Annotated in this window: 22 protein-coding genes; 12 read left to right on the forward strand and 10 right to left on the reverse strand. The window is 60.4% G+C overall.

The features are described from left to right. Positions 1-277 precede the first annotated feature (277 nt). Together U0004_RS11555 and U0004_RS11560 are read left to right on the forward strand one after the other, a co-directional pair. Positions 278-1,399: a patatin-like phospholipase family protein gene (locus tag U0004_RS11555; protein ID WP_070259166.1), complete on the forward strand. Its 1,122-nt coding sequence runs from the start codon at positions 278-280 to the stop codon at positions 1,397-1,399. Between the two features lie 79 nt (positions 1,400-1,478). Then, positions 1,479-3,125, forward strand: a complete 1,647-nt coding sequence (locus tag U0004_RS11560; protein WP_070259165.1) for a methyl-accepting chemotaxis protein — start codon at positions 1,479-1,481, stop codon at positions 3,123-3,125. 209 nt (positions 3,126-3,334) lie between these two features. On the opposite strand, the gene U0004_RS11565 is transcribed toward U0004_RS11560, so the two are convergent. The 7 genes from U0004_RS11565 to U0004_RS11595 form a co-directional block, all read right to left on the reverse strand. Then, complete coding sequence (locus U0004_RS11565; RefSeq protein WP_070259164.1) at positions 3,335-3,649, reverse strand: hypothetical protein; 315 nt, start codon at positions 3,647-3,649, stop codon at positions 3,335-3,337. Between the two features lie 112 nt (positions 3,650-3,761). Then, a complete protein-coding gene (locus tag U0004_RS11570; RefSeq protein ID WP_070259162.1) occupies positions 3,762-4,271 on the reverse strand; it encodes a hypothetical protein in 510 nt (169 codons plus the stop codon). 148 nt (positions 4,272-4,419) lie between these two features. After that, the gene (locus U0004_RS11575) at positions 4,420-4,842 is read right to left on the reverse strand and encodes a hypothetical protein (RefSeq protein WP_070259160.1); all 423 of its coding nucleotides are present in this window, start codon (positions 4,840-4,842) and stop codon (positions 4,420-4,422) included. A 74-nt stretch (positions 4,843-4,916) separates the two neighbouring features. Then, positions 4,917-5,303 (reverse strand): Imm41 family immunity protein, encoded by a 387-nt coding sequence (locus U0004_RS11580; RefSeq protein WP_071653730.1) that lies wholly within the window; start codon positions 5,301-5,303, stop codon positions 4,917-4,919. A 68-nt stretch (positions 5,304-5,371) separates the two neighbouring features. Beyond that, complete coding sequence (locus tag U0004_RS11585) at positions 5,372-5,911, reverse strand: hypothetical protein (protein ID WP_070259158.1); 540 nt, start codon at positions 5,909-5,911, stop codon at positions 5,372-5,374. A gap of 45 nt (positions 5,912-5,956) precedes the next feature. Then, complete coding sequence (locus U0004_RS11590) at positions 5,957-6,466, reverse strand: hypothetical protein (RefSeq protein WP_139144254.1); 510 nt, start codon at positions 6,464-6,466, stop codon at positions 5,957-5,959. A 49-nt stretch (positions 6,467-6,515) separates the two neighbouring features. Then, on the reverse strand, positions 6,516-6,932 hold the full coding sequence (locus U0004_RS11595) for a hypothetical protein (protein WP_139144253.1): 417 nt from the start codon (positions 6,930-6,932) through the stop codon (positions 6,516-6,518). 382 nt (positions 6,933-7,314) lie between these two features. On the opposite strand from U0004_RS11595, the gene U0004_RS11600 reads away from it, so the two are divergent. From U0004_RS11600 to U0004_RS11625, 6 genes are all read left to right on the forward strand, one after another. Beyond that, positions 7,315-7,782 carry an SRPBCC family protein gene (locus U0004_RS11600; RefSeq protein WP_231958575.1) on the forward strand — a complete coding sequence of 156 codons (468 nt, stop codon included), beginning with the start codon at positions 7,315-7,317 and terminating at the stop codon, positions 7,780-7,782. 272 nt (positions 7,783-8,054) lie between these two features. Further along, entirely contained in the window at positions 8,055-8,825 is a 771-nt protein-coding gene (locus U0004_RS11605; RefSeq protein WP_081345832.1) for a creatininase family protein, read from the forward strand. 55 nt (positions 8,826-8,880) lie between these two features. Next, positions 8,881-10,152 carry a YVTN family beta-propeller repeat protein gene (locus tag U0004_RS11610; RefSeq protein WP_070259150.1) on the forward strand — a complete coding sequence of 424 codons (1,272 nt, stop codon included), beginning with the start codon at positions 8,881-8,883 and terminating at the stop codon, positions 10,150-10,152. Positions 10,153-10,260: 108 nt separating this feature from the next. Next, positions 10,261-10,632 carry a VOC family protein gene (locus tag U0004_RS11615; protein WP_170846428.1) on the forward strand — a complete coding sequence of 124 codons (372 nt, stop codon included), beginning with the start codon at positions 10,261-10,263 and terminating at the stop codon, positions 10,630-10,632. A 26-nt stretch (positions 10,633-10,658) separates the two neighbouring features. Beyond that, entirely contained in the window at positions 10,659-10,994 is a 336-nt protein-coding gene (locus tag U0004_RS11620) for a hypothetical protein (protein ID WP_052140423.1), read from the forward strand. Positions 10,995-11,274: 280 nt separating this feature from the next. Continuing rightward, complete coding sequence (locus tag U0004_RS11625; protein ID WP_070259148.1) at positions 11,275-11,916, forward strand: phasin family protein; 642 nt, start codon at positions 11,275-11,277, stop codon at positions 11,914-11,916. Positions 11,917-12,021: 105 nt separating this feature from the next. Here the strand turns inward: U0004_RS11625 and U0004_RS11630 are convergent, their stop codons facing one another. Together U0004_RS11630 and U0004_RS11635 are read right to left on the reverse strand one after the other, a co-directional pair. After that, complete coding sequence (locus tag U0004_RS11630; RefSeq protein WP_070259146.1) at positions 12,022-13,053, reverse strand: alpha/beta hydrolase; 1,032 nt, start codon at positions 13,051-13,053, stop codon at positions 12,022-12,024. A gap of 105 nt (positions 13,054-13,158) precedes the next feature. Further along, complete coding sequence (locus tag U0004_RS11635; protein ID WP_034785706.1) at positions 13,159-14,049, reverse strand: LysR family transcriptional regulator ArgP; 891 nt, start codon at positions 14,047-14,049, stop codon at positions 13,159-13,161. 202 nt (positions 14,050-14,251) lie between these two features. On the opposite strand from U0004_RS11635, the gene U0004_RS11640 reads away from it, so the two are divergent. Beyond that, on the forward strand, positions 14,252-14,857 hold the full coding sequence (locus U0004_RS11640; RefSeq protein WP_034785705.1) for a LysE/ArgO family amino acid transporter: 606 nt from the start codon (positions 14,252-14,254) through the stop codon (positions 14,855-14,857). Positions 14,858-14,861: 4 nt separating this feature from the next. Here U0004_RS11640 and U0004_RS11645 read toward each other — a convergent pair whose 3' ends face one another. Beyond that, a complete protein-coding gene (locus U0004_RS11645) occupies positions 14,862-16,292 on the reverse strand; it encodes a coniferyl aldehyde dehydrogenase (protein ID WP_070259144.1) in 1,431 nt (476 codons plus the stop codon). Between the two features lie 147 nt (positions 16,293-16,439). Here U0004_RS11645 and trxC point away from each other — a divergent pair, with 147 nt between their 5' ends. From trxC to U0004_RS11660, 3 genes are all read left to right on the forward strand, one after another. Next, a complete protein-coding gene (trxC, locus tag U0004_RS11650; RefSeq protein ID WP_070259142.1) occupies positions 16,440-16,892 on the forward strand; it encodes a thioredoxin TrxC in 453 nt (150 codons plus the stop codon). A gap of 71 nt (positions 16,893-16,963) precedes the next feature. Then, positions 16,964-17,473 (forward strand): MarR family winged helix-turn-helix transcriptional regulator, encoded by a 510-nt coding sequence (locus U0004_RS11655; RefSeq protein WP_217495268.1) that lies wholly within the window; start codon positions 16,964-16,966, stop codon positions 17,471-17,473. Next, on the forward strand, positions 17,470-18,216 hold the full coding sequence (locus tag U0004_RS11660; protein WP_070259138.1) for a DNA alkylation repair protein: 747 nt from the start codon (positions 17,470-17,472) through the stop codon (positions 18,214-18,216). Before U0004_RS11655 ends, U0004_RS11660 begins: the two co-directional genes overlap by 4 nt. The last annotated feature ends 24 nt before the right edge of the window (positions 18,217-18,240 follow it).

Below are 18,240 nucleotides of genomic sequence, written 5' to 3' on the forward strand. Positions count from 1 at the left end.
TATTCCTACCCCAAAACGATTATTCCTAACGCCGCTGGATTTATATTTGCTGCGCCGCATCACGCCATGCCGCACGGCATCAACTTATGGCCTTCCTGAATACCCGTCATTCGTTATGGAAATTGCCATAAGGAATTTATTTATGTTAATTTCATATCTGTTTCTGCAACATTGCATCGGCTGGTCGCTTGCGGGAACATGTGCAGGATTAGGCGCCATAAGCGTGTAGTAACCAACAATTAAGGGATGGTAACCCCGTTCCGTTCAGGGAGTGTGCATGAAGACAGTCACTACGACGCCGCAGGATCCGGCGCCAGCCACGACAGCGAAACCGGCCCGCAAAACGGGTTTGCTGCTGGGTGGCGGCGCACCAAATTCCACCTTGATCGCCGGCGCCCTGGCTGCTTTCCTTGACGAGGGCATCGAGTTCGACGTTATTTCCGCCTCGGGCGCCGGCGTGTTGATGGGTTTGCTTTACACGACGCCGCACGAGGCCACGCCGCGCCAGGCCTTGCAAAGCTGGGCCGACACGGGCGTGGCCGACAGCATCTACAAGATGATCCCGATCAACTACAAGGTGTTCCAGAAGCCGGGCATGCATGCGAGCACTTTCCGCGACGCCTTCCAGCCGCCGGCCAACAATCCTTTTTTTCAGGCCTTCCAGCAAACGTTTGCGGGCGTGCCCACGGCCTGGTCGGACTGGGGCAAGCTGATGGTGTCGTCGCTGTCGCCATCGGACCTGTCGGCGAAAAGCCTGGGCCTGTGCGCGCACTTGCCCTTCCTGGAAAAAGCCGTGGATTTCTCGGGCGTGGCCCGCATGCGCCCCGATTTCTACATCAATGCCTACAACCTCAGCGAGCACCGCATGCAAATCTGGGGCAAGCACGAGATCGAAGCTATCCACGTGCGCGCCGCGTTGTCGTTCCCGTTCCTGTATGCGCCCACGACCATCGCCGGCGACGACTACATTGAAGGCGCGGCGCTCGATACGCTCAATTTCGACCCGTTTATCGAAGGCAAGGGCGAGCACCATGACGCCGATACGCTGGTCATCCTCGACATCCTCGGCGACGAGCGACTGCTGCGCAAGCCGCGCAACCTGTACGACGCCTGGGTGCGCTCCATCATCACGCCGCTGGTGAAAATTTCCAAGAGCGAGCTGCGCCTGTTCGAACTCGAACACAACACGGATGCGCGCACGGGCCAGCCCAAGCGGCGCCTGCTCAAGCTCGACTTGATGGGCGGCATCCCGGAGCAGCACTGGCCCGATACGCTGGACTGGTCCAGTTCGAACATGCAGTTGCTGTTCGACGTGGGCCACAAGGCGGGCCTGGCATTTTGCCGCCAGCATGGCGACTTGCTGCGCCGCGCGCCCGAGGCTTCCCCGCTGGCGGCCTAGCAACCGATCCCCGGCCACCTGATCGGCAGCTACTTATCCTGCCTGGCCTTGCCAGGCTACCTTTTTACTGTGACACACCATGAATATCACCAAGCAATTAATTCTGACCCTGACCATCGCCTTGCTGGCCCTGCTATTGCTGGGCGCCGGCGGCGCCATCCAGCTGCAGCGCGCCCAGGAGCGTTTTGATACCGTGCAAAACCGCATCATTCCCAGCATCCAGGGCTTGAATGCGGCCAAGGGTTTCCTGGCCGACTCGCGCCTGGCCGGCTACCGCCTGTCCGTATTCTCGAACCTGGCCGACAAGACGGCGCTGGACAAGGCCGTGGCCGATGCCAACACGAATTTCGACAAGGTCATCGCCACCTACCGTGCCGAGCGCCTGTATGACGCGACGGACAGCAAGATGCTCGACGCCGACCAGGCCGCGATGGAAGCCTACCGCCGCGCGCTGGCGCCATTCTTTGCCGCCGCCTACGCGGGCGACATGGATGGCGTACGCGCCACCTTGCTGGCCGGCACGCCGCTGGCCATCACGGCCGCCGCCGCGAAGAAAAGCATGGATGACCATATCGCCTACAACAACAAGCTGGTCGATGACGTGAAAGCGGAAAGCCTGGCCGCCTACGACACGGCGTTCAACACCATGCTGGCCGTGCTGGGCGTGGCCGTGTTGCTGACGGGCGCGCTGGCCTGGCATATCTACCGCACCATCAGCGGCGGCCTGGGCAATATCGAACACACGCTGGAGCGCGTCAGCGCTTCGCTGGACCTGTCCGCCGCCATGCCCGTCGAGCGCATGGATGAAGTGGGCCGCACGGCCACCGCCTTCAATAAATTCCTCGAGCGCATCGTCGGCGTGATCGCCACTGTGCGCGCCTCGGCCGATACGGTCAGCGTGGCGGCCGCGCAGATTTCCGCCGGCAACGCGGACTTGTCGGTGCGCACCGAACAGCAGGCGTCTTCCCTGGAAGAAACGGCATCCAGCCTGGAAGAGCTGACCTCGGCCGTGCGCCAGAATACGGACAATGCGCGCCAGGCGAACTCGCTGGCCGTGTCCGCCTCGGACGTGGCCCGCAAGGGCGGCGCCGTGGTGGCGCAAGTGGTGGGTACGATGGGTTCGATCAACGAATCGGCGAAGAAGATCGCCGACATTATCGGCGTGATCGACGGCATTGCCTTCCAAACCAACATTCTGGCGCTGAATGCGGCCGTGGAAGCGGCGCGCGCAGGCGAGCAGGGCCGGGGCTTTGCCGTGGTGGCCACGGAAGTGCGCAACCTGGCGCAGCGCTCGGCGGCTGCCGCCAAGGAAATCAAGGGCTTGATCGAAGATTCCGTCGATAAGGTCAACACGGGCAGCGCGCTGGTCGACCAGGCGGGCGCGACGATGGAAGAAATCGTCGCCAGCATCCGCCGCGTGACGGACATCATGGGCGACATCGCCAACGCCAGCCACGAGCAGAGCGCCGGCATCGAGCAGGTGAATCAGGCCATTTCGCAAATGGACCAGGTCACCCAGCAAAACGCGGCCCTCGTGGAAGAGGCGGCCGCCGCGGCTTCCTCGCTGCAGGATCGTGCCGTGGAACTGGTCGACGTGGTGGCCGTGTTCCGCCTGCGTGGCGACGCCCAGGGCAAAGCGCTGACAGTGGCGGGTGGCTTGCCGGCCGCGGCTTCAGCCTCAGCCAGCCGGCGCCTGGCGCTGCCTGGCCGCAGTGCCCGCGCTTAAGTTTAGTCATTGAATTGCCCCGGTACGCCGGGGTTTTGGTGATGTCATTGTTCTATTCGGGGGGGGCGTTGATGTTCGGTATCTGTGACGACGGTAAGTAAGGTTTCCCGGGCTGACAGGGAAGGAGGGCACTGCCCTGTTTCGCAAGTCAGGGTGCCTGCCTTTCGCACACGTGAGTCCGCTTTCGCCCCAAAGCGGACCATCGAGAACTAGGATTCCTTCTTGATGGTAATGTTGTTTGCGCGAATTCTGATGTCGCCGAAGTCACCTTCAAGGATTGCACCATCTTCAGTTGTCGCCGCACCTTCAAGCTCACCAAGACTTGGAACATTCTCACGAGTTGTGATGTTCCCGGCAAAACGAAGTTCGCCAACTTCAAATCCAATTGGCGAGCCATCGGAATTTGTCGCCAGCAACTCAAATCGTGTCCCGTCATAGCCAATCAACTTCGTCAGAAAATAGGAATGGCGCTGCTCCAGGTAGAAGGAGAGCACGTAGGTCTCAGCTAGGTCTTCGATCTTCATGCGCGATCATTCCTTTAATATTCCTGGCGTTGTTCACGTATTTGGCTAGGTCCGCTTTTGGCCGGTTGCCGCCGTTCATGTGAGACAGCTTCCGTCCCACAGCCGACCTTTCCTAACCAATGCTAGCTTGGAAAATTCGATCGCTGGAAGCGAGAAATGCGTTTGGATCCTTGACGAATCTGGATGCAGACGATGCTTTCAGGGCTTCTGTCACTTGTTCCACTATGGGAGCGATAACTCGTCCCCCTTCGCACAGTACTATGCAGTACCCACAGTCATCAGCAATAGCAACGATGCTTTCGAGCAGCCTGATGTTCAGATTTGAACAATCCAGACGAACGTCAACGGAATCGTCCCAAACCTGTATGTCGTCTGTTTTAGAATTGCCATACATAGTCGCCTCAGCGCTCCAAGAATCAGCTACGGGCAATACACTCTTCGCGAGGGCCTGTATGGCAGATTTGTCTACGCCTTCCCAATAATTTGGCCAAACCATTTCATCATCGAAACTTGCGTCTGGCACAACAGCAGCAAACTGAAGCAGGAAATCAGGCACTTTGCCATGTACTTCGACAATCCTTCTTGCGGGAATCAAGGTGAACTTGAATTGCCATACAGCCATTGAAATTCTCCAGTATTCAAAAAAGCTCGACCGTTCTGCCCCCGAACGCTTTGTCGAACGACTGCTTCTGGCCGGTTGCCGTCGTTAGCAGGTTACGCCCCGAAGCAGACATAGATCTGACGCATTCGACATATGCCACCGCAGCCGATTAAGCGTCGTGATAAACAACGCCGTATGTGTCGAACATAGCTCCAGCTAGCTCGACCATGCTTAAGCCGCTGCGCTCCCAAAAAAACAGAAAGTATTCCAACTTGTCGTAAGGTGCTTCAGCGTCCATGCCGTGCAGCGCACAAATCGTGGTTCTGATACGCAACACCTCAGGGTCATCCGACATATCGCGTCCTCGGATGGTCTCCCAAAGCCTCACCCGGACAGCTAAGGCCTCGCTATCCGTTGCCGCGCCCTCAAGATATCGTTTAGCAGCCAAAACAGAAGACTGCGCGGTAACGGGTAGACATTCGATCACCCGAGCCAGGGCGTTAACCATAAAGCGTTGAGCATCACCGTGCTCTACCGGATCATCCAGATCAACGGTGGATGAAATAACATCAAAAGGATCACGGTGAGACATGCTGACTTTCTGAGTAAAGCTTAATTGGTCAATTGCCGACTGTCCGCTTCTGGCCGAAAGCGGCTTGCCCTGAGCTAACTTACCGCAATAAGCGGACTAGGTAGCTCATATGAGGACTCTGCAATCACCTCACCAGAAAAAACACCAAGCATTGCATGCTCGAACCTCTCCGTAAAAGCTAAAAGCTGATCTGGTGACAAATTACTAATCAGGAACACGTCATTAACGTTGTAATGTGCCAAAATCAAACTAGAGACTTTTGCGTAGAGAGTTGCAACAGCCAGCGCTAGTTCTCTGCTGACAGCCCCATGATGTGCTTCAGAACGTGCGGCTTCCACCAAATCCCAGTGCAGTTTCCAGAACTCGACAATATTCCAATCACCGTATTCAGTCAGCCTTTCATAGAACGAACCTTGCCAATCAGGATTCCCGGGAAGATTTCTGAATATTTGTTCGTACATGATCGGGCTCGGTACTCCTGGGAATAAATTTCTATGACTGCTTCTGGCCGGTACCGGGCCTAGAGCAATTAGCCGTCAAGCGCCAAATCGAATTCGCTTGGCGAGGCAGCGCCAATCGTTAAGCGTGCACCTCGTTCTAATATTGCCAAAGCATCTGGTCCAACCCAATAAGCTTTAACGCGGACAAATTTCTTGGTCAACGCAGTAGAGAACGCACGTTGTAGCCTCGTGGCCACCGGAGTGTCTGATGCCGTCGAGATACGACCAGATAACAAAATCTGGTCAGAATAAAAGCCGCCGTGCTGGAAAACAATACTATCAGGATTCATCAACTGGTCGATGGCGAATTTTTTTCGCCCATCATTTTGTTGGATGCCCCTACTCTGGATAAGAGACGCCCGATCAGTGACAAGGTATCCTGGCCCCGCTACCGCACTAGTAACAACTAAGGCTTTTGTTAGTGTCGGAAGTTCAGCCCCGCTGTCAAACGTCGCGTAAGTATCCTCGTCAAATAGCCCAGTTCGCGTATAGCCAAGCGGAATCTTCGCCTCAACAAGTTCGAAAACTGGAAGAAGGTCCTTTGCTGTCGCGTAGAAATGGCGTTGCATAAGCAATTTTCAAAAAAATATCAGTCCGCTTGTGGCCGACACCCGTCAGGTCGGTGAAAGCGACAGCACTCTATCAGAAAGAATCACGCTATCCTTTTCATGCTGCCCGTGACGCCAAGATGCATCTTCGTAGCGCACATAATACTCAGCACTACGCGCAGCCAAGGCCAACTTGCTTAACATCGACAGGAAATCTATGAGTTTGAAGGTTTCGCCGTCAAAGTCCTGGGGGAAAAACGTGATCTCACAGAATACTCTGTCTGGTTCATCCCAGCGGAAGTACGCTTGGATATGCTCAGGGTTGCTGCCGCCATTCCAAACAGTGGATAGCGAGCCAGATGCCTGTCGAAGATTGCTTTGCAACTCGGCTTTTGCAATATCATCGCCCTCACTCGTCATCGCCTGAACCAAAGTCCAAGATGATGCTAGAACCCTTAGGACGTCAATGGCTCCAGATGTCGAAATGCATTCGGCGAAGTTGATATCTCTACACGAACCATCACAGTCCAGAAGAGCGGTTTCAACGCGGCGTCGAGTAAGTTCGTCTATGTTCATCAGAATTGTAGTTTGGACAGGTAGGTCCGCTTTTGGCCGAACTCGGTCTCTAATCAAAAACAATTCGCTGCCCCACTTCGAATGCATTCTCGTGGCAGTAAAACAGGATAAGCGGCGTGTCGTTCGAATAAACCATCGCGTCGTCACGTGAAGGGATAAAAATATCCGGCCAATTCTCGACCAGGAACACACTGCTACACAAGAAACATTCGTCTTCTCCAAACACCACCACGACCTGCTGGTTTCCCGGCACACGGGCACGTAACCATTTGCTTACGATGGCCGCATCGTTTCCGGATGCGAACCGCTCGATCGAGTCAACGGTGTTAACGTTCAGGCCGAGATGGGTCTTTGAGTCGTGAAGGCCTGCTACCTCATAGGCGCGGCGGGCATCCTCGGCATTCAGCCAGGCGATATCCGCTGAATGATGCTGTAATTCCTGAACCCGCCAATGTGCTGTGTTCATCATTTCTCAAAGTTTCATATGCTCATGGCCATGGCCATGGCGAGCAGCAGCTTGCGGTCGAATCCGGAGCATCCCTTGATCCTGGCGCAAAACAAGGCTGTCATCATGGACCGGCTTTATCTGCGACCAGTATAACCACAATCTGATTCTATTTGCATGATAAAAAAACAGTGTATCCTGCAATTCCAGCAGATATATTTTTTTGTCGAGGCAAAGAAATGGCTGCGGCATTTGTTCCTGCTGGCGGAGTATTTTTGAATTGGCGCAATGGCATGGCGATACTGCGTGATGAATGCTATGCCGCGGGCCAATATTCAGACACTGCACGGCGCCGGATAACAGGCCCAGTTACTTTCACACAATGATAGGGAGATCCCCCAAATTGGCGCAAATTCAAGAAAGCATCCACATTGCCGTCCCGCCCACGGTCATCGATCAAATTTGGAGCGAGGTCGACCGCTGGCACTTGTGGGATCCCGATACAAAGCAAGCCCGGCTCAATGGACCGTTCGCGGTGGGAACACAGGGCAGGATAATTCCCAGCAAGGGGATGGGTATTGCGATGCTGGTCACGGAGCGCTCGGCAGGCCGCTCGTTCACCGTCGAGGGCTACATCCCTTGGTTCCGCATCCACTTCGAGCACACGGTTGTTGCGGCAGAGGGCGGGTCGCAAGTCGTTCACCGCGTGTGGTTCACGGGAGCCCTTGCCTTTCTGTTCGGCCCAGGCGTTGCCAGACAGGTCCGGGACGGGCTTCCCAGGACGATGCGCTCGCTCAAGGCCTATGCCGAGAAGCGCAACGACACTCGCCACAATGCCGAGGAGGGCGGAGCTAACGCGACAACAGCCTGATAGATAGTTTCTCTTCGTCAATTCCTTGCAAACTGCCCCGTCAAATTAACGTGCCGTTCCCGTCATGATGGAATACAATTCCTGCGTGGCAGCCAGCTTGCCTGGCAAGGCCGGGCACGGCGCCTTTGACCTTGGAAAGATGTTGGCTTATGACTCTGCAGTTCCCTCAGCGAACGGCGCCTTGCGCGCCATCCACGCTCCGCATTTCACGCAAGCCCCCCGTTTCCCTGTTCGTCCTGACATTTTCGTGCCTGCTGTTCACGGCGCCCGTCATGGCGGCTGCGCCTGCCAGCAGCAGTGTCATGCTGGAAGAGCTGACCAGCACGGAGTTGCGCAGCCGTATCGACCACGGCGCCACGACCGTGCTGGTGCCGATTGGCGGCGTCGAGCAGAGCGGGCCGTATATCGCGCTGGGCAAGCACAATGTGCGCGCCGGCCTGCTGGCGCGGCAGATTGCGCAAAAGCTGGGCAATACCATCGTCGCGCCCGTCGTCTGCTACGTGCCGGAAGGCGCGGTTTCTCCGCCGGCCGGCCACATGCGCTTTGCCGGCACGATCTCGATTCCGCCTGCCGCCTTCGAAGCCGTGCTGGAAGGGGCGGCCGCCAGCCTGCGCCAGCATGGTTTCCGCGACATCATCTTTCTCGGCGACCATGGCGGCTATCAAAAAAATGAGCAAAACGTGGCCAACAAACTCAACCGCGCCTGGGGCAAGGCTTCCGCCGGCAAGGATGCGCGCGCTTACGCCTTGCTCGACTACTATGACATCACGCAATCGGCCTATATTGCCGAGTTACAGAAACGCGGCCACAGCAGCGCCGAGATCGGCCTGCACGCAGGCTTGGCGGACGCAGCCTTGATGCTGGCGACGGACCCGTCGCTGGTGCGCAGCGACGCCATGGCCCACGGACCCAAGCCCGGCGTGGCGGACGGCGTGCGCGGTGACGCGACGCGCGCCACGGCTGAACTGGGCCAGATCGGTGTCAAGCTGCAGGTGGATACCTCGGTGGCTGCCATCAAACAGCTGCTGAAACGTAATAAATAACTTCCGCTGGAAGTGCTGAACTTCCGGCTTTTGCAACGAAACGACGCGAAATCACATGAAAAAATCTCAACGACGCACCATCGTCACCTTGTCCGCCCTGGCTGCCGCACTGGCCGGCCTGGCCGTGGCCAGCCAGGTCACCGGCGCCAGCACAGCGGCTCCAGCCGCCGTCGCACCGGCCGCCGCCTATTCGCCGCTGCCGGGCATGCCGCCGCTGGTGGATCCGAAAAACGTGTACGGCAGCATCGCCAGCAGCAATATGAGCCCCGTCGTCAAGGATCATTTGCGCCGTGTCTACGTGCCCAACCTGCGCTCGAACGATGTCTACGTGATCGACCAGGAGACCCTGAAAGTGGTCGACAAGTTCAAGGTCGGCAGCGGCCCGCAGCACGTGGTGCCGTCGTGGGACTTGCGCACCCTGTGGGTGGCGAACAATGCCGAGCGCACGGACAAGGGCAGTTTGACGCCTATCGACCCTTTGAGCGGCAAGCCGGGCAAGGAAGTGCCCGTCGATGATCCCTACAATATGTATTACACGCCGGACGGCAAATCGGCCATCGTCGTGGCCGAAGCGCGCCACCGCCTCGATTTCCGCGATCCGAAGACCATGGCGGTGCAGTATTCGATCGACACGCCCCAGTGCGGCGGCATCAACCATGCCGATTTCTCCAATGACGGCCGCTACGCCATGTTCACCTGCGAGTTCGACGGCACCATCGCCAAGATCGACCTGGTGGGCCGCAAGGTCGACGGCTACCTGAAATTGCAGATGCCGGCCAAGCGCTTTGCCGAATCCGGCCCCGTGGGCGGCCCGGCAAATGAAATCTGCAGCGTCAAGAAGGGCATGCCGCAAGACATACGCATCTCGCCGGATGGCAAGAAATTCTATATCGCCGACATGGACGCCGACGGCGTGCACATCGTCGATGGCGCCACCCTGAAGGAAATCGGCTTCATCCAGACGGGCGTGGGCGCGCATGGCTTGTACCCTAGCCGCGATGGCAAGAAATTGTACGTGGCCAACCGTGGCACGCACCGCATCCACGGCAAGCCCAAGGGCAAGGGCAGCGTGAGCGTGATCGATTTCGCCACGGAAAAAGTCGTGTCGAACTGGCCGATACCTGGCGGCGGCAGCCCCGACATGGGCAATGTGTCCGCCGATGGCAAGTACCTGTGGCTGTCCGGCCGTTTCGACGACGTGGTCTACCGTATCGATACGAACAGCGGCGACGTTGCCAAGGTCAAAGTTGGCCAGGAACCGCACGGCTTGACCGTATGGCCGCAGCCGGGCCGCTATTCGCTGGGCCACACGGGCAACCTGCGCTAGGCTGGCGCATGGCGTTTCCTGAGCAGCCGGATTCGCAGTTGTGGTTGCTTAAAAGGCAATGTTGGCGCATACTGTACTTCCATTTCACTATCGCCAGGGAGCGCCATCATGATTCTTGATCACATCGGTTTGAATGTCAGCGATGCACAGGCCAGCAAGGCCTTCTTTTCGGCCGCCCTGGCGCCCCTGGGCGTCGCGGTGGTGATGGAAGAGCAGGGTTGGGTCGGCCTGGGCAAGGATGGCAAGCCCGATTTCTGGTTCGGCGTGGGCGGCACGCCGCATGCCGGCATGCATCTCGCCTTCGCGGCGGACAACCGTGCCCAGGTGGACGCCTTTTACAAGGCCGCGCTGGAAGCGGGCGGCAAGGATAACGGCGCGCCAGGCATCCGCGCCCTGTATCACCCGAATTACTATGGCGCTTTCGTGCTGGGGCCGGACGGTCACAATGTCGAAGCAGTCTGCCACCATCCCGAGCCCTGACACCGTTATTTCCTGAAGAGAGCAGCATGAAGCACAGCGCCACCCTGTTTGCCGACGATGCCGGCCGCTATGCCTACGTCAAGGCGGGTTTTTCCTGGCCGGCCCTGTTCCTGGGCTCGTTCTGGGCCGTCGCCAAGCGCCGCTGGTGGCTGCTGCTGCTCATGCTGGCGATGGATGCGTGCCTGTGGTTTGGCAGCCATCTGGCCACCGAACTGCGCATCGGCCCGATGATGCTGCTGATGGCCGTCTCGGAGCTCAGTTACCTGCTGGCGCGCGGCTGGTATGGCAATCGCTGGCTGGAAGCGTCGCTGCGCAGCCATGGCTACAAGCCCGTCGTGCCGGGCGCGGGCGCCGCTTGTTGAGCTTGCCTGGCACAGATTTTCCTTCCCGTCACTGACGTTTGCCAAAGGCAAGCCGTCCAGCCAAAACTTTCTGCGCAGCCTAGCGCACCTTTGATCCAGATCATCCCTCGCCAGCGGTGCTCACGTAGCCTTGGGACTCGCGTTGCAAAGCATCTTCCCACCAATCGGATATGTTTTTTCGCGTTTCGTGGCGTAGCCTGGCCGTTTGCCTCACCGTTCGACTGCCGGTGGTGTCGCCATTTGTTTGTGTCCACCCAACCGCTATTTAATGAGGAACTCCATGTATCCATATTCCCGTAGTGTTACCCCTGCCGCCAAAAACCACCTGGAAGCCCAGCTGGCTTTCTTTAATGGACTGTCGAAGTCGCTGTTCCAGTCGGTGCAGCACTTCAGTGACCTGAACATGCAGCTGGCCCAAGGCTTGCTGGAAGAAACCACGGTCACCAGCCAGAACCTGCTGACGGTCGAGCGCGCTGAAGATGTGTTCCAGGTGGCTGCCGCCTCGGGCCAACCTGCCGCCGAGCAACTGCGCAAATACCAGCAACAGGTAGCGCGCCTGGCAGCCGATACGCAAGTCGAGCTGGCCAACGTGGCAGAGCGGCATGTGAATGAAACGAGCCGTACTGCCAAGGCCCTGGCCGAAGAAGTGGCCCGCACGGCGTCGGAAGAAACGGAGAAAAACGTGCGCAAACAGCAGGAAGCCATGCAGCGCATCGCCGAACCGTTCCAGGCCTATCATCAGAACGGTGCCAACCGCGAGCAGCAACGCGGCGCGCAAAGCCGTGACGGCCAAAGCCTGCAAAGCGGCAGCCATCAGGGCAGCCAGCAGTCGGCCGGCAGCGAAAGCTCGGCCAGCGGCAGCGTCTCGCAAGCGGGCTCCGCTCAAAGCAAAAGCAGCAGCAGCGCCAGCCGTAAAGAGTAAGCGGGCCGCTGCAGTCAACTGAATCCGCATTCGGGGGCCGAGCCTTGAGGTGCGGCTGGTTGACACGTAGCGTTGCGCGCAGTGGCCAGGCAGAGCGCCCGTCCCTCAGGGGGCGGGCGTTTTGTCGTGGACGCGCGCCGCGGCTACTTGCGTGGCGGTGCCCTGCGCCATTGCCGGCTGCTGCGGCGTGGCCGGAGGCGTTGGCCTGGTGTCTTGCGGCGTGCCTCCGTTGTTTGCCGTGTTGTCCGCCGCATGGTCTGTCTTGCTGTTGGCGTCGATAAAGGCGCTCACGGCGTCGAGCGTGGGCGCCAGCATGCGCAAGGGGCTGGCCAGAGAGGCGACCAGGGTGGTATGGCTGACCTTGTCGAAATACGTTTCCGTCACGGGCCTGGCAAGCGCCCGCAAGGCCCTGGCCAGGCCACCCGTGTTGCGTTGCGGATCGACCAGCTTATCCTTGCCGGGCGCCGGTGCGATCAGCAGGGCGGGCGGCGCTTCGGCAGTCACGTGATGGATGGGCTGCGAAGCGGCGGGCGTGTCCGGGTAAAAGAAAACGGGGCGGGTGATGGTGTTTTCTATTGGCAGGAAATCATAGGGGCCGGCCAGGCCGATCCAGCCCCGCAAGTCGTGCGGACGCATGCCGTGGCGCGCCAGCAGACTGGCGTCGAGCGCTAACATCGCCGCATTGTAGGCGCCGGCGCTATGGCCCATGACGAACAGCCGCGCCGGGTCGCCGCCATGACGGCTGGACTCCATCGCGGCCCATGCCACGGCGCGGGCCGCATCCTGCAAGATTTCGGGATAGTGCACGTCCGGATACAGCCGGTAGTCGGCGATCACGGCCAGATAGCCGCGCGCCGCGAGCGCGTGACCAACGAAGGCATAGTCGGCGCGCTCGCCCGTTGTCCAGTTGCCGCCGTAAAAGAACACCACCACGGGCACGGGCCCCGTGCGGGTCCTGGGGGCGTAGACATCGAGCTTTTGCCGTGGCAGAGGGCCGTAGGCCAGGCCGCGCGTCACTTGCGAGGCGTTGCCGGACGACAAGGCATTGATGGCTATCAAGGGCGAGCAGGCGGCCAGGCCGACAGCCAGCGGGATGGCCCCCAGCAAACCGAGCAGGGTGGTGCGCAGGATCGTCATGCTTGCTCCTGATGGTGATGGCTGATGCTTGCAGTGTAGGCCAGGCAAGGCAGGGCGCACACGGAGAAGTTGCTGTCTGGCATAGATAAATGTTGCATGCGTCAATTAGTCCTGTAACAGCCATTTGCGCGCCGTGGCGATGACGGCGTCCGACAGGGTGCGCGTGAGGGGCGTCTGGATATCCCAGGCATGCCAGGTCAGGGGCACATCGAGCGCCTGACCGGCCGCCACGTCGACCAGCCTGCCGGCGGCCAGCGCCGTTTCCGCCTGCAGCAAGGGCACCATGCCATAAGCATAGCCCGCTTCGATGAAGCGCACGAAGTCGCGCGCCGAACCGAGCACATGGTGCGGATAGCGGCCCGTGTAGCCGAGGCGGTGCTGCAGGTAGCGCTCGTGCAGGGCATCCTTGCTGCCAAACGTGATGGCCGGCGCCTGGCTGACGGCTTCCACCGTAAAACCATGGGGAAACCATTGCTGCGCGAACGCGGGCGAGGCTACGCACAGGTAGCGCATGCCGCCCAGCGGCGTGGCCGTGGTGCCGGCCACCAGGTCGTTGGCACTGGTGACGCAGGCAAACACGCGCCCTTCGCGCAGCTGGCTCAGGGTGTGGTCCTGATCGTCGAGGCGGATATCGAGCAGGCACGACGGCGGCGACAGCAGCGGTCCCAGCGCTTCCGGGATCCAGGTGGCGGCGCTGTCGGCGTTGACGGCGATGGCCAGTTCCGGCAAATGCGTGGTGGGGCCGGGCTGGGCGTCGAGCGCCGCTTCGAGCAGCTTGACTTGCCGGTAATGGGCGATCAGGCGTTGGCCCGCTTCCGTGGGCAGGGGCGGGTGGCTGCGGATGATCAGCAGGGTGCCTTCGAGGTTTTCCAGGGTGCGGATGCGCTGCGACACGGCCGGTTGGCTGATCGCCAGCGCCTGCGCGGCCTTTTCAAAGCTTCCCAGGCCGATCACGGCGTCGAGGGCGGCCAATCCACGGTAATCGACGACGCGCATAAGTTTCTCTTATATATGGTTAGAATCATTCATTATACTTATATTTACTTTTTCTTTACACTGTTGAAATAGGGTAACAACTCCACTCTCCCGCGCGGTCCTGCTGGTACCGCTACACCCTCCACCTACCTTTGATGACTTTGCCGTTGCCGGCAGAGCGTGGGCGGCCGTGCGCGTGATGGAAAGCAATAAAGGAATCGATATGGACAGCGCAATCTTCTTGAAAGGCATGGGGCTCGGAGCGAGCCTGATCGTGGCCATCGGCACGCAAAACGCTTTCTTGCTCAAGCAGGGCTTGAAGCGCCATTACGTGCTCACCTGCATTCTGGTCTGCCTGGTGTGCGACGCCATCCTGATCACGGCCGGCGTGGCCGGCATGGGCACATTCATTGCCGACAATCCCAATTTCCTGCTGTGGGCCAAGGCCGGCGGCGCCACCTTCCTGATCGCGTATGGCTTGCGTGCCGCCAAGTCGGCCTGGCGCCCAACGGCCCTGACGGTGTCGGCCGCCAAGTCGCCCGAAGGCTACTGGGCCGTGATCGGCGCGGCACTGGCGTTCAGCCTGCTGAACCCGCACGCCTTCCTCGATACGGTCATCCTGCTCGGCTCGATCGGCGGCCAGCATGAAGGCGTGGGACGCTTCTACTTCGCCGGCGGCGCCATCATGGCTTCGGCCCTGTGGTTCTTCCTGCTGGGCTTTGGCGCCCGCTACCTGGCGCCCGTGTTTGCCAAGCCCATGGCCTGGCGCGTGCTCGACGGCATCATCGCTCTCGTCATGTGGGCCATCGCCGCCTCGCTGTTCCTGTAAAGCCTCAACGCGTCAGGAAGGCCAGCACGCGGCTGGCCAGCTTGCCATACGGTGGCCACAGCAGTTTCAGCACACTGTAGCGGGCCTGGTAAAACACGGGCCGCAGCTTGCTGAAGGTGTGGAAACCTTCCACGCCATGGTAGTGGCCCATGCCCGATTCTCCCACGCCCCCGAAGGGCAGATCGTGCTGGCCCACGTGGAAGAGGGCGTCGTTGACGGACACGCCGCCCGACATCACGCGGTCGATCAGCAGCTGCACCGTGTCTGCCTGCTTGCTGAACGGATAGATGGCCAACGGGCGCGGACCCGCGTTGATGCTGTCGATCACGGTGTCAAGGTTCGCATAGCCGCGCAGCGGCAGGATGGGACCGAAGATTTCCCGCGTCAGCAACAGGCAATCTTCGGGCGCGTCGAGCACGATGTGCGGCGCGATCTTGCGCGTGACCCGGTCGTACGCTGGGCCCGGCAACAGCGAAATCACTTGCGCGCCCCGTTCCCGCGCCTCGTCGAGCGCCAGCAGCAGGCGCTCAAAGGCGGCCTCGTCGATGATGGAGGTGTAGTCGGGCGTGTCCAGCCGCGGGTAGCGCGTGGGCACGATGTCGCGCGCATGCGCGACGAAGGCGGCGATGCTGGCTTCGGGCAGCCAGGCGTGGTCGACGCTGGTGCAGATTTGCCCCGCGTTCAGGTACTTGACGAACAGGATGCGCTCGGCTGCCGTGCGCACGTCGAAATCGGCGCAGACGATGGCCGGCGCCTTGCCGCCCAGCTCCAGGGTGACGGGGCATAGATTGCGCGCGGCCGCCGCCATGACGGCGCGGCCCGTCTGGCCGGAACCCGTAAACAGCAGGTGGTCGAACGGCAATTGTGAAAATTCCATACCCACGCCGCCCGTCTCGTCAAAAAACTGCAGCTTTTCTGGCGGAAAGTAGGCGGGCATGGTGTCGATCAGCAGCCGCGCCAGGTGGCGCGAGTTTTCGCTCATCTTGACCATGGCGCGGTTGCCGGCGGCGAAAATATAGGTCAAGGGCACCAGGCTCAGGTTCACGGGAAAATTCCACGGCACGATGACGCCCACCACGCCCAGCGGCTGGGGCATCACGCGGTTGCGGGCGCCAGGAAAGCTGCGCCAGTCCACGCCGCGGCGCTGCGGCCGCATCCATTTTTTCAAGTGTTTTAATACATGGGCTATGCCGTCGATGGTGGGAAAAATCTCAGCCAGCAAGGTTTCGTGCCGGGAGCGGTTGCCATAATCGGCACTGATCGCTTCGCATAGCGCATCTTTATGCTCGCGGATAAAGCGCTGCAGAGTCTGCAGGTCGCGTTGGCGCTCGGGCAGGGTCGGCACGGGGTGGGCCAGGCAGGCCGCGCGCTGCAAGCGCAGGGCGGTAGCCAGCTTGGTGTTCTTCAATTCCATGTTTTCTGCGACATCAGGCATTGTTTTCCTTGGCCGGCCCGGCAATGTGCGCGCCGTTCCAGCACACTATAGTGGACTCTGCGGATAAGTGCCGCCAGCGTGCCGGCGGCGTTGTACGATACACCGTAAAATGTCCATCAACTTGACACTACGCTTTCCTGGAATGCCATGACCTCGACCCCGCCAGACTCCCTGCACATCGTGTGCCCCCATTGCGACGCCGTCAACCGCCTGCCGGCAGCCCGCCTGATTGAGCAGCCCACGTGCGGCAAGTGCCAGAAGGATTTATTTACGGGCCAGCCCGTGGACCTGGCCAGTGCCCGTTTCCTCAAGCATATCGAACGCAGCGACATTCCCGTGCTGGTCGACTTCTGGGCGCCGTGGTGCGGTCCCTGCCGCAGCATGGCGCCATTCTATGTGCAGGCCGCCAAGACCCTGGAACCCGCATTTCGCATCGTCAAGGTGAATACGGAAGCGTCGCCGGACCTGGGCAGCCGTTTCAATATCCGCAGCATTCCCACCCTGGCCCTGTTTATGCGTGGCGTGGAAGTGGCGCGCCAGCCCGGTGCCATCGATGCGAATGCTATCATCGCCTGGGCGCGGGACAAAGCCCGCCTTTGAGCCGGCAGGAAAACCATCGCAGGTTTTCCATTTGACATTTTATATGGTGCCATATTATATTGCGCCATATGATAAAACTCGAACAGAAATATACGGCCCTGCTGGGCGACGTGCAGCGGCGCGCCAGCGGTCTCGACATGACGCGCTCCATCGGTCAGTTGCGCCTGTGCTTTGAAGTGCTGGGCCTGGCCTCCGCCATCGATGGCGATTGCGCCGTGCGCCTGGGCCGGCATGGTTTGTCGGAAGGCAAGTTTGTCTTGCTGGCCCTGCTGCGCGACGTGCCCGGCGGACTGTCGCCGCACGAACTGGCCGAGCGGGCCGGCGTGACGCGCGGCACCATCACGGGCTTGCTCGACGGCCTGGAACGCGATGGGTTCCTGGCGCGCCACGCGGACCAGGTCGACCGGCGCAAGCTGCTGGTGCGCCTGAGTGCCAAGGGAGAAATGGCCGCAGCCACCCTGGTCGATGAGCACGCGCAATGGATCGCCAGCCTGTTTGCCGATTTCACGCCGGAAGAAATGCAGTTGTTGAGCGCGCTGCTGGAAAAAGCCTGGCGCAAGACGGACCGAGGTGCCGCATGAGTCGTGGCGTCGCCGACATCGCTCCCGCGCGCCTGGCGCTGCTGAACGGGGGAAGCGTGGCCAGCACCACCCTGACGGAAGGGCTGGCCATCGATTTCGCCCAGCTGCTGGCGGCGGCTGTGCCCGCTATCGGCGCGGCCCGGCTGGAGCAGATGCGCGCGCAGGCCGCAGCCGGCATCACCAAACGCATGGCGCTGGCGGCGCAATTGCTGCTCGACGCACAAGTTGACTTGGCGCCATTGCTAGCGCATGTTTCCGACACGGTACGAGGCTGGGTCTGCTTTGCCATCGCCGCCCAGGCTGGCTGGACCTTGCCGCAACAGCTGGCCGCCATGCGGCCGCTGGCCGACGATGGCCACTTCGGCGTGCGCGAATGGGCATGGCTGGCCCTGCGGCCCCATCTGGCGGCGCATCTTGACGACGCCATTCGCTTGCTGGCGCCGTGGACGTCGGACCCGTCGGAAAGAGTCCGCCGTTTCGCCTGCGAAGCGCTGCGCCCGCGCGGCGTCTGGTGCGCGCATATCGCCCAGCTAAAAGAACAGCCACAGCTGGCCTTGCCCGTGTTGCACGCCTTGCGCGCTGACCCGGCCGTCTACGTGCAGGATTCCGTGGCCAATTGGCTCAACGATGCGGCCAAGAGCCGGCCCGACTGGGTACGCAGCCTGTGTGCGCAATGGCTGCTGGAAAGTGCCAATGCCGCCACGCAACGCATCTGCAAGCGCGCCCAGCGCTCGCTGGCCTGACGATGGATCACTGAAGGAGAAAAC

This window comes from Janthinobacterium lividum (assembly GCF_034424625.1).
GTDB classification, from domain to species: Bacteria; Pseudomonadota; Gammaproteobacteria; order Burkholderiales; family Burkholderiaceae_D; genus Janthinobacterium; species Janthinobacterium lividum.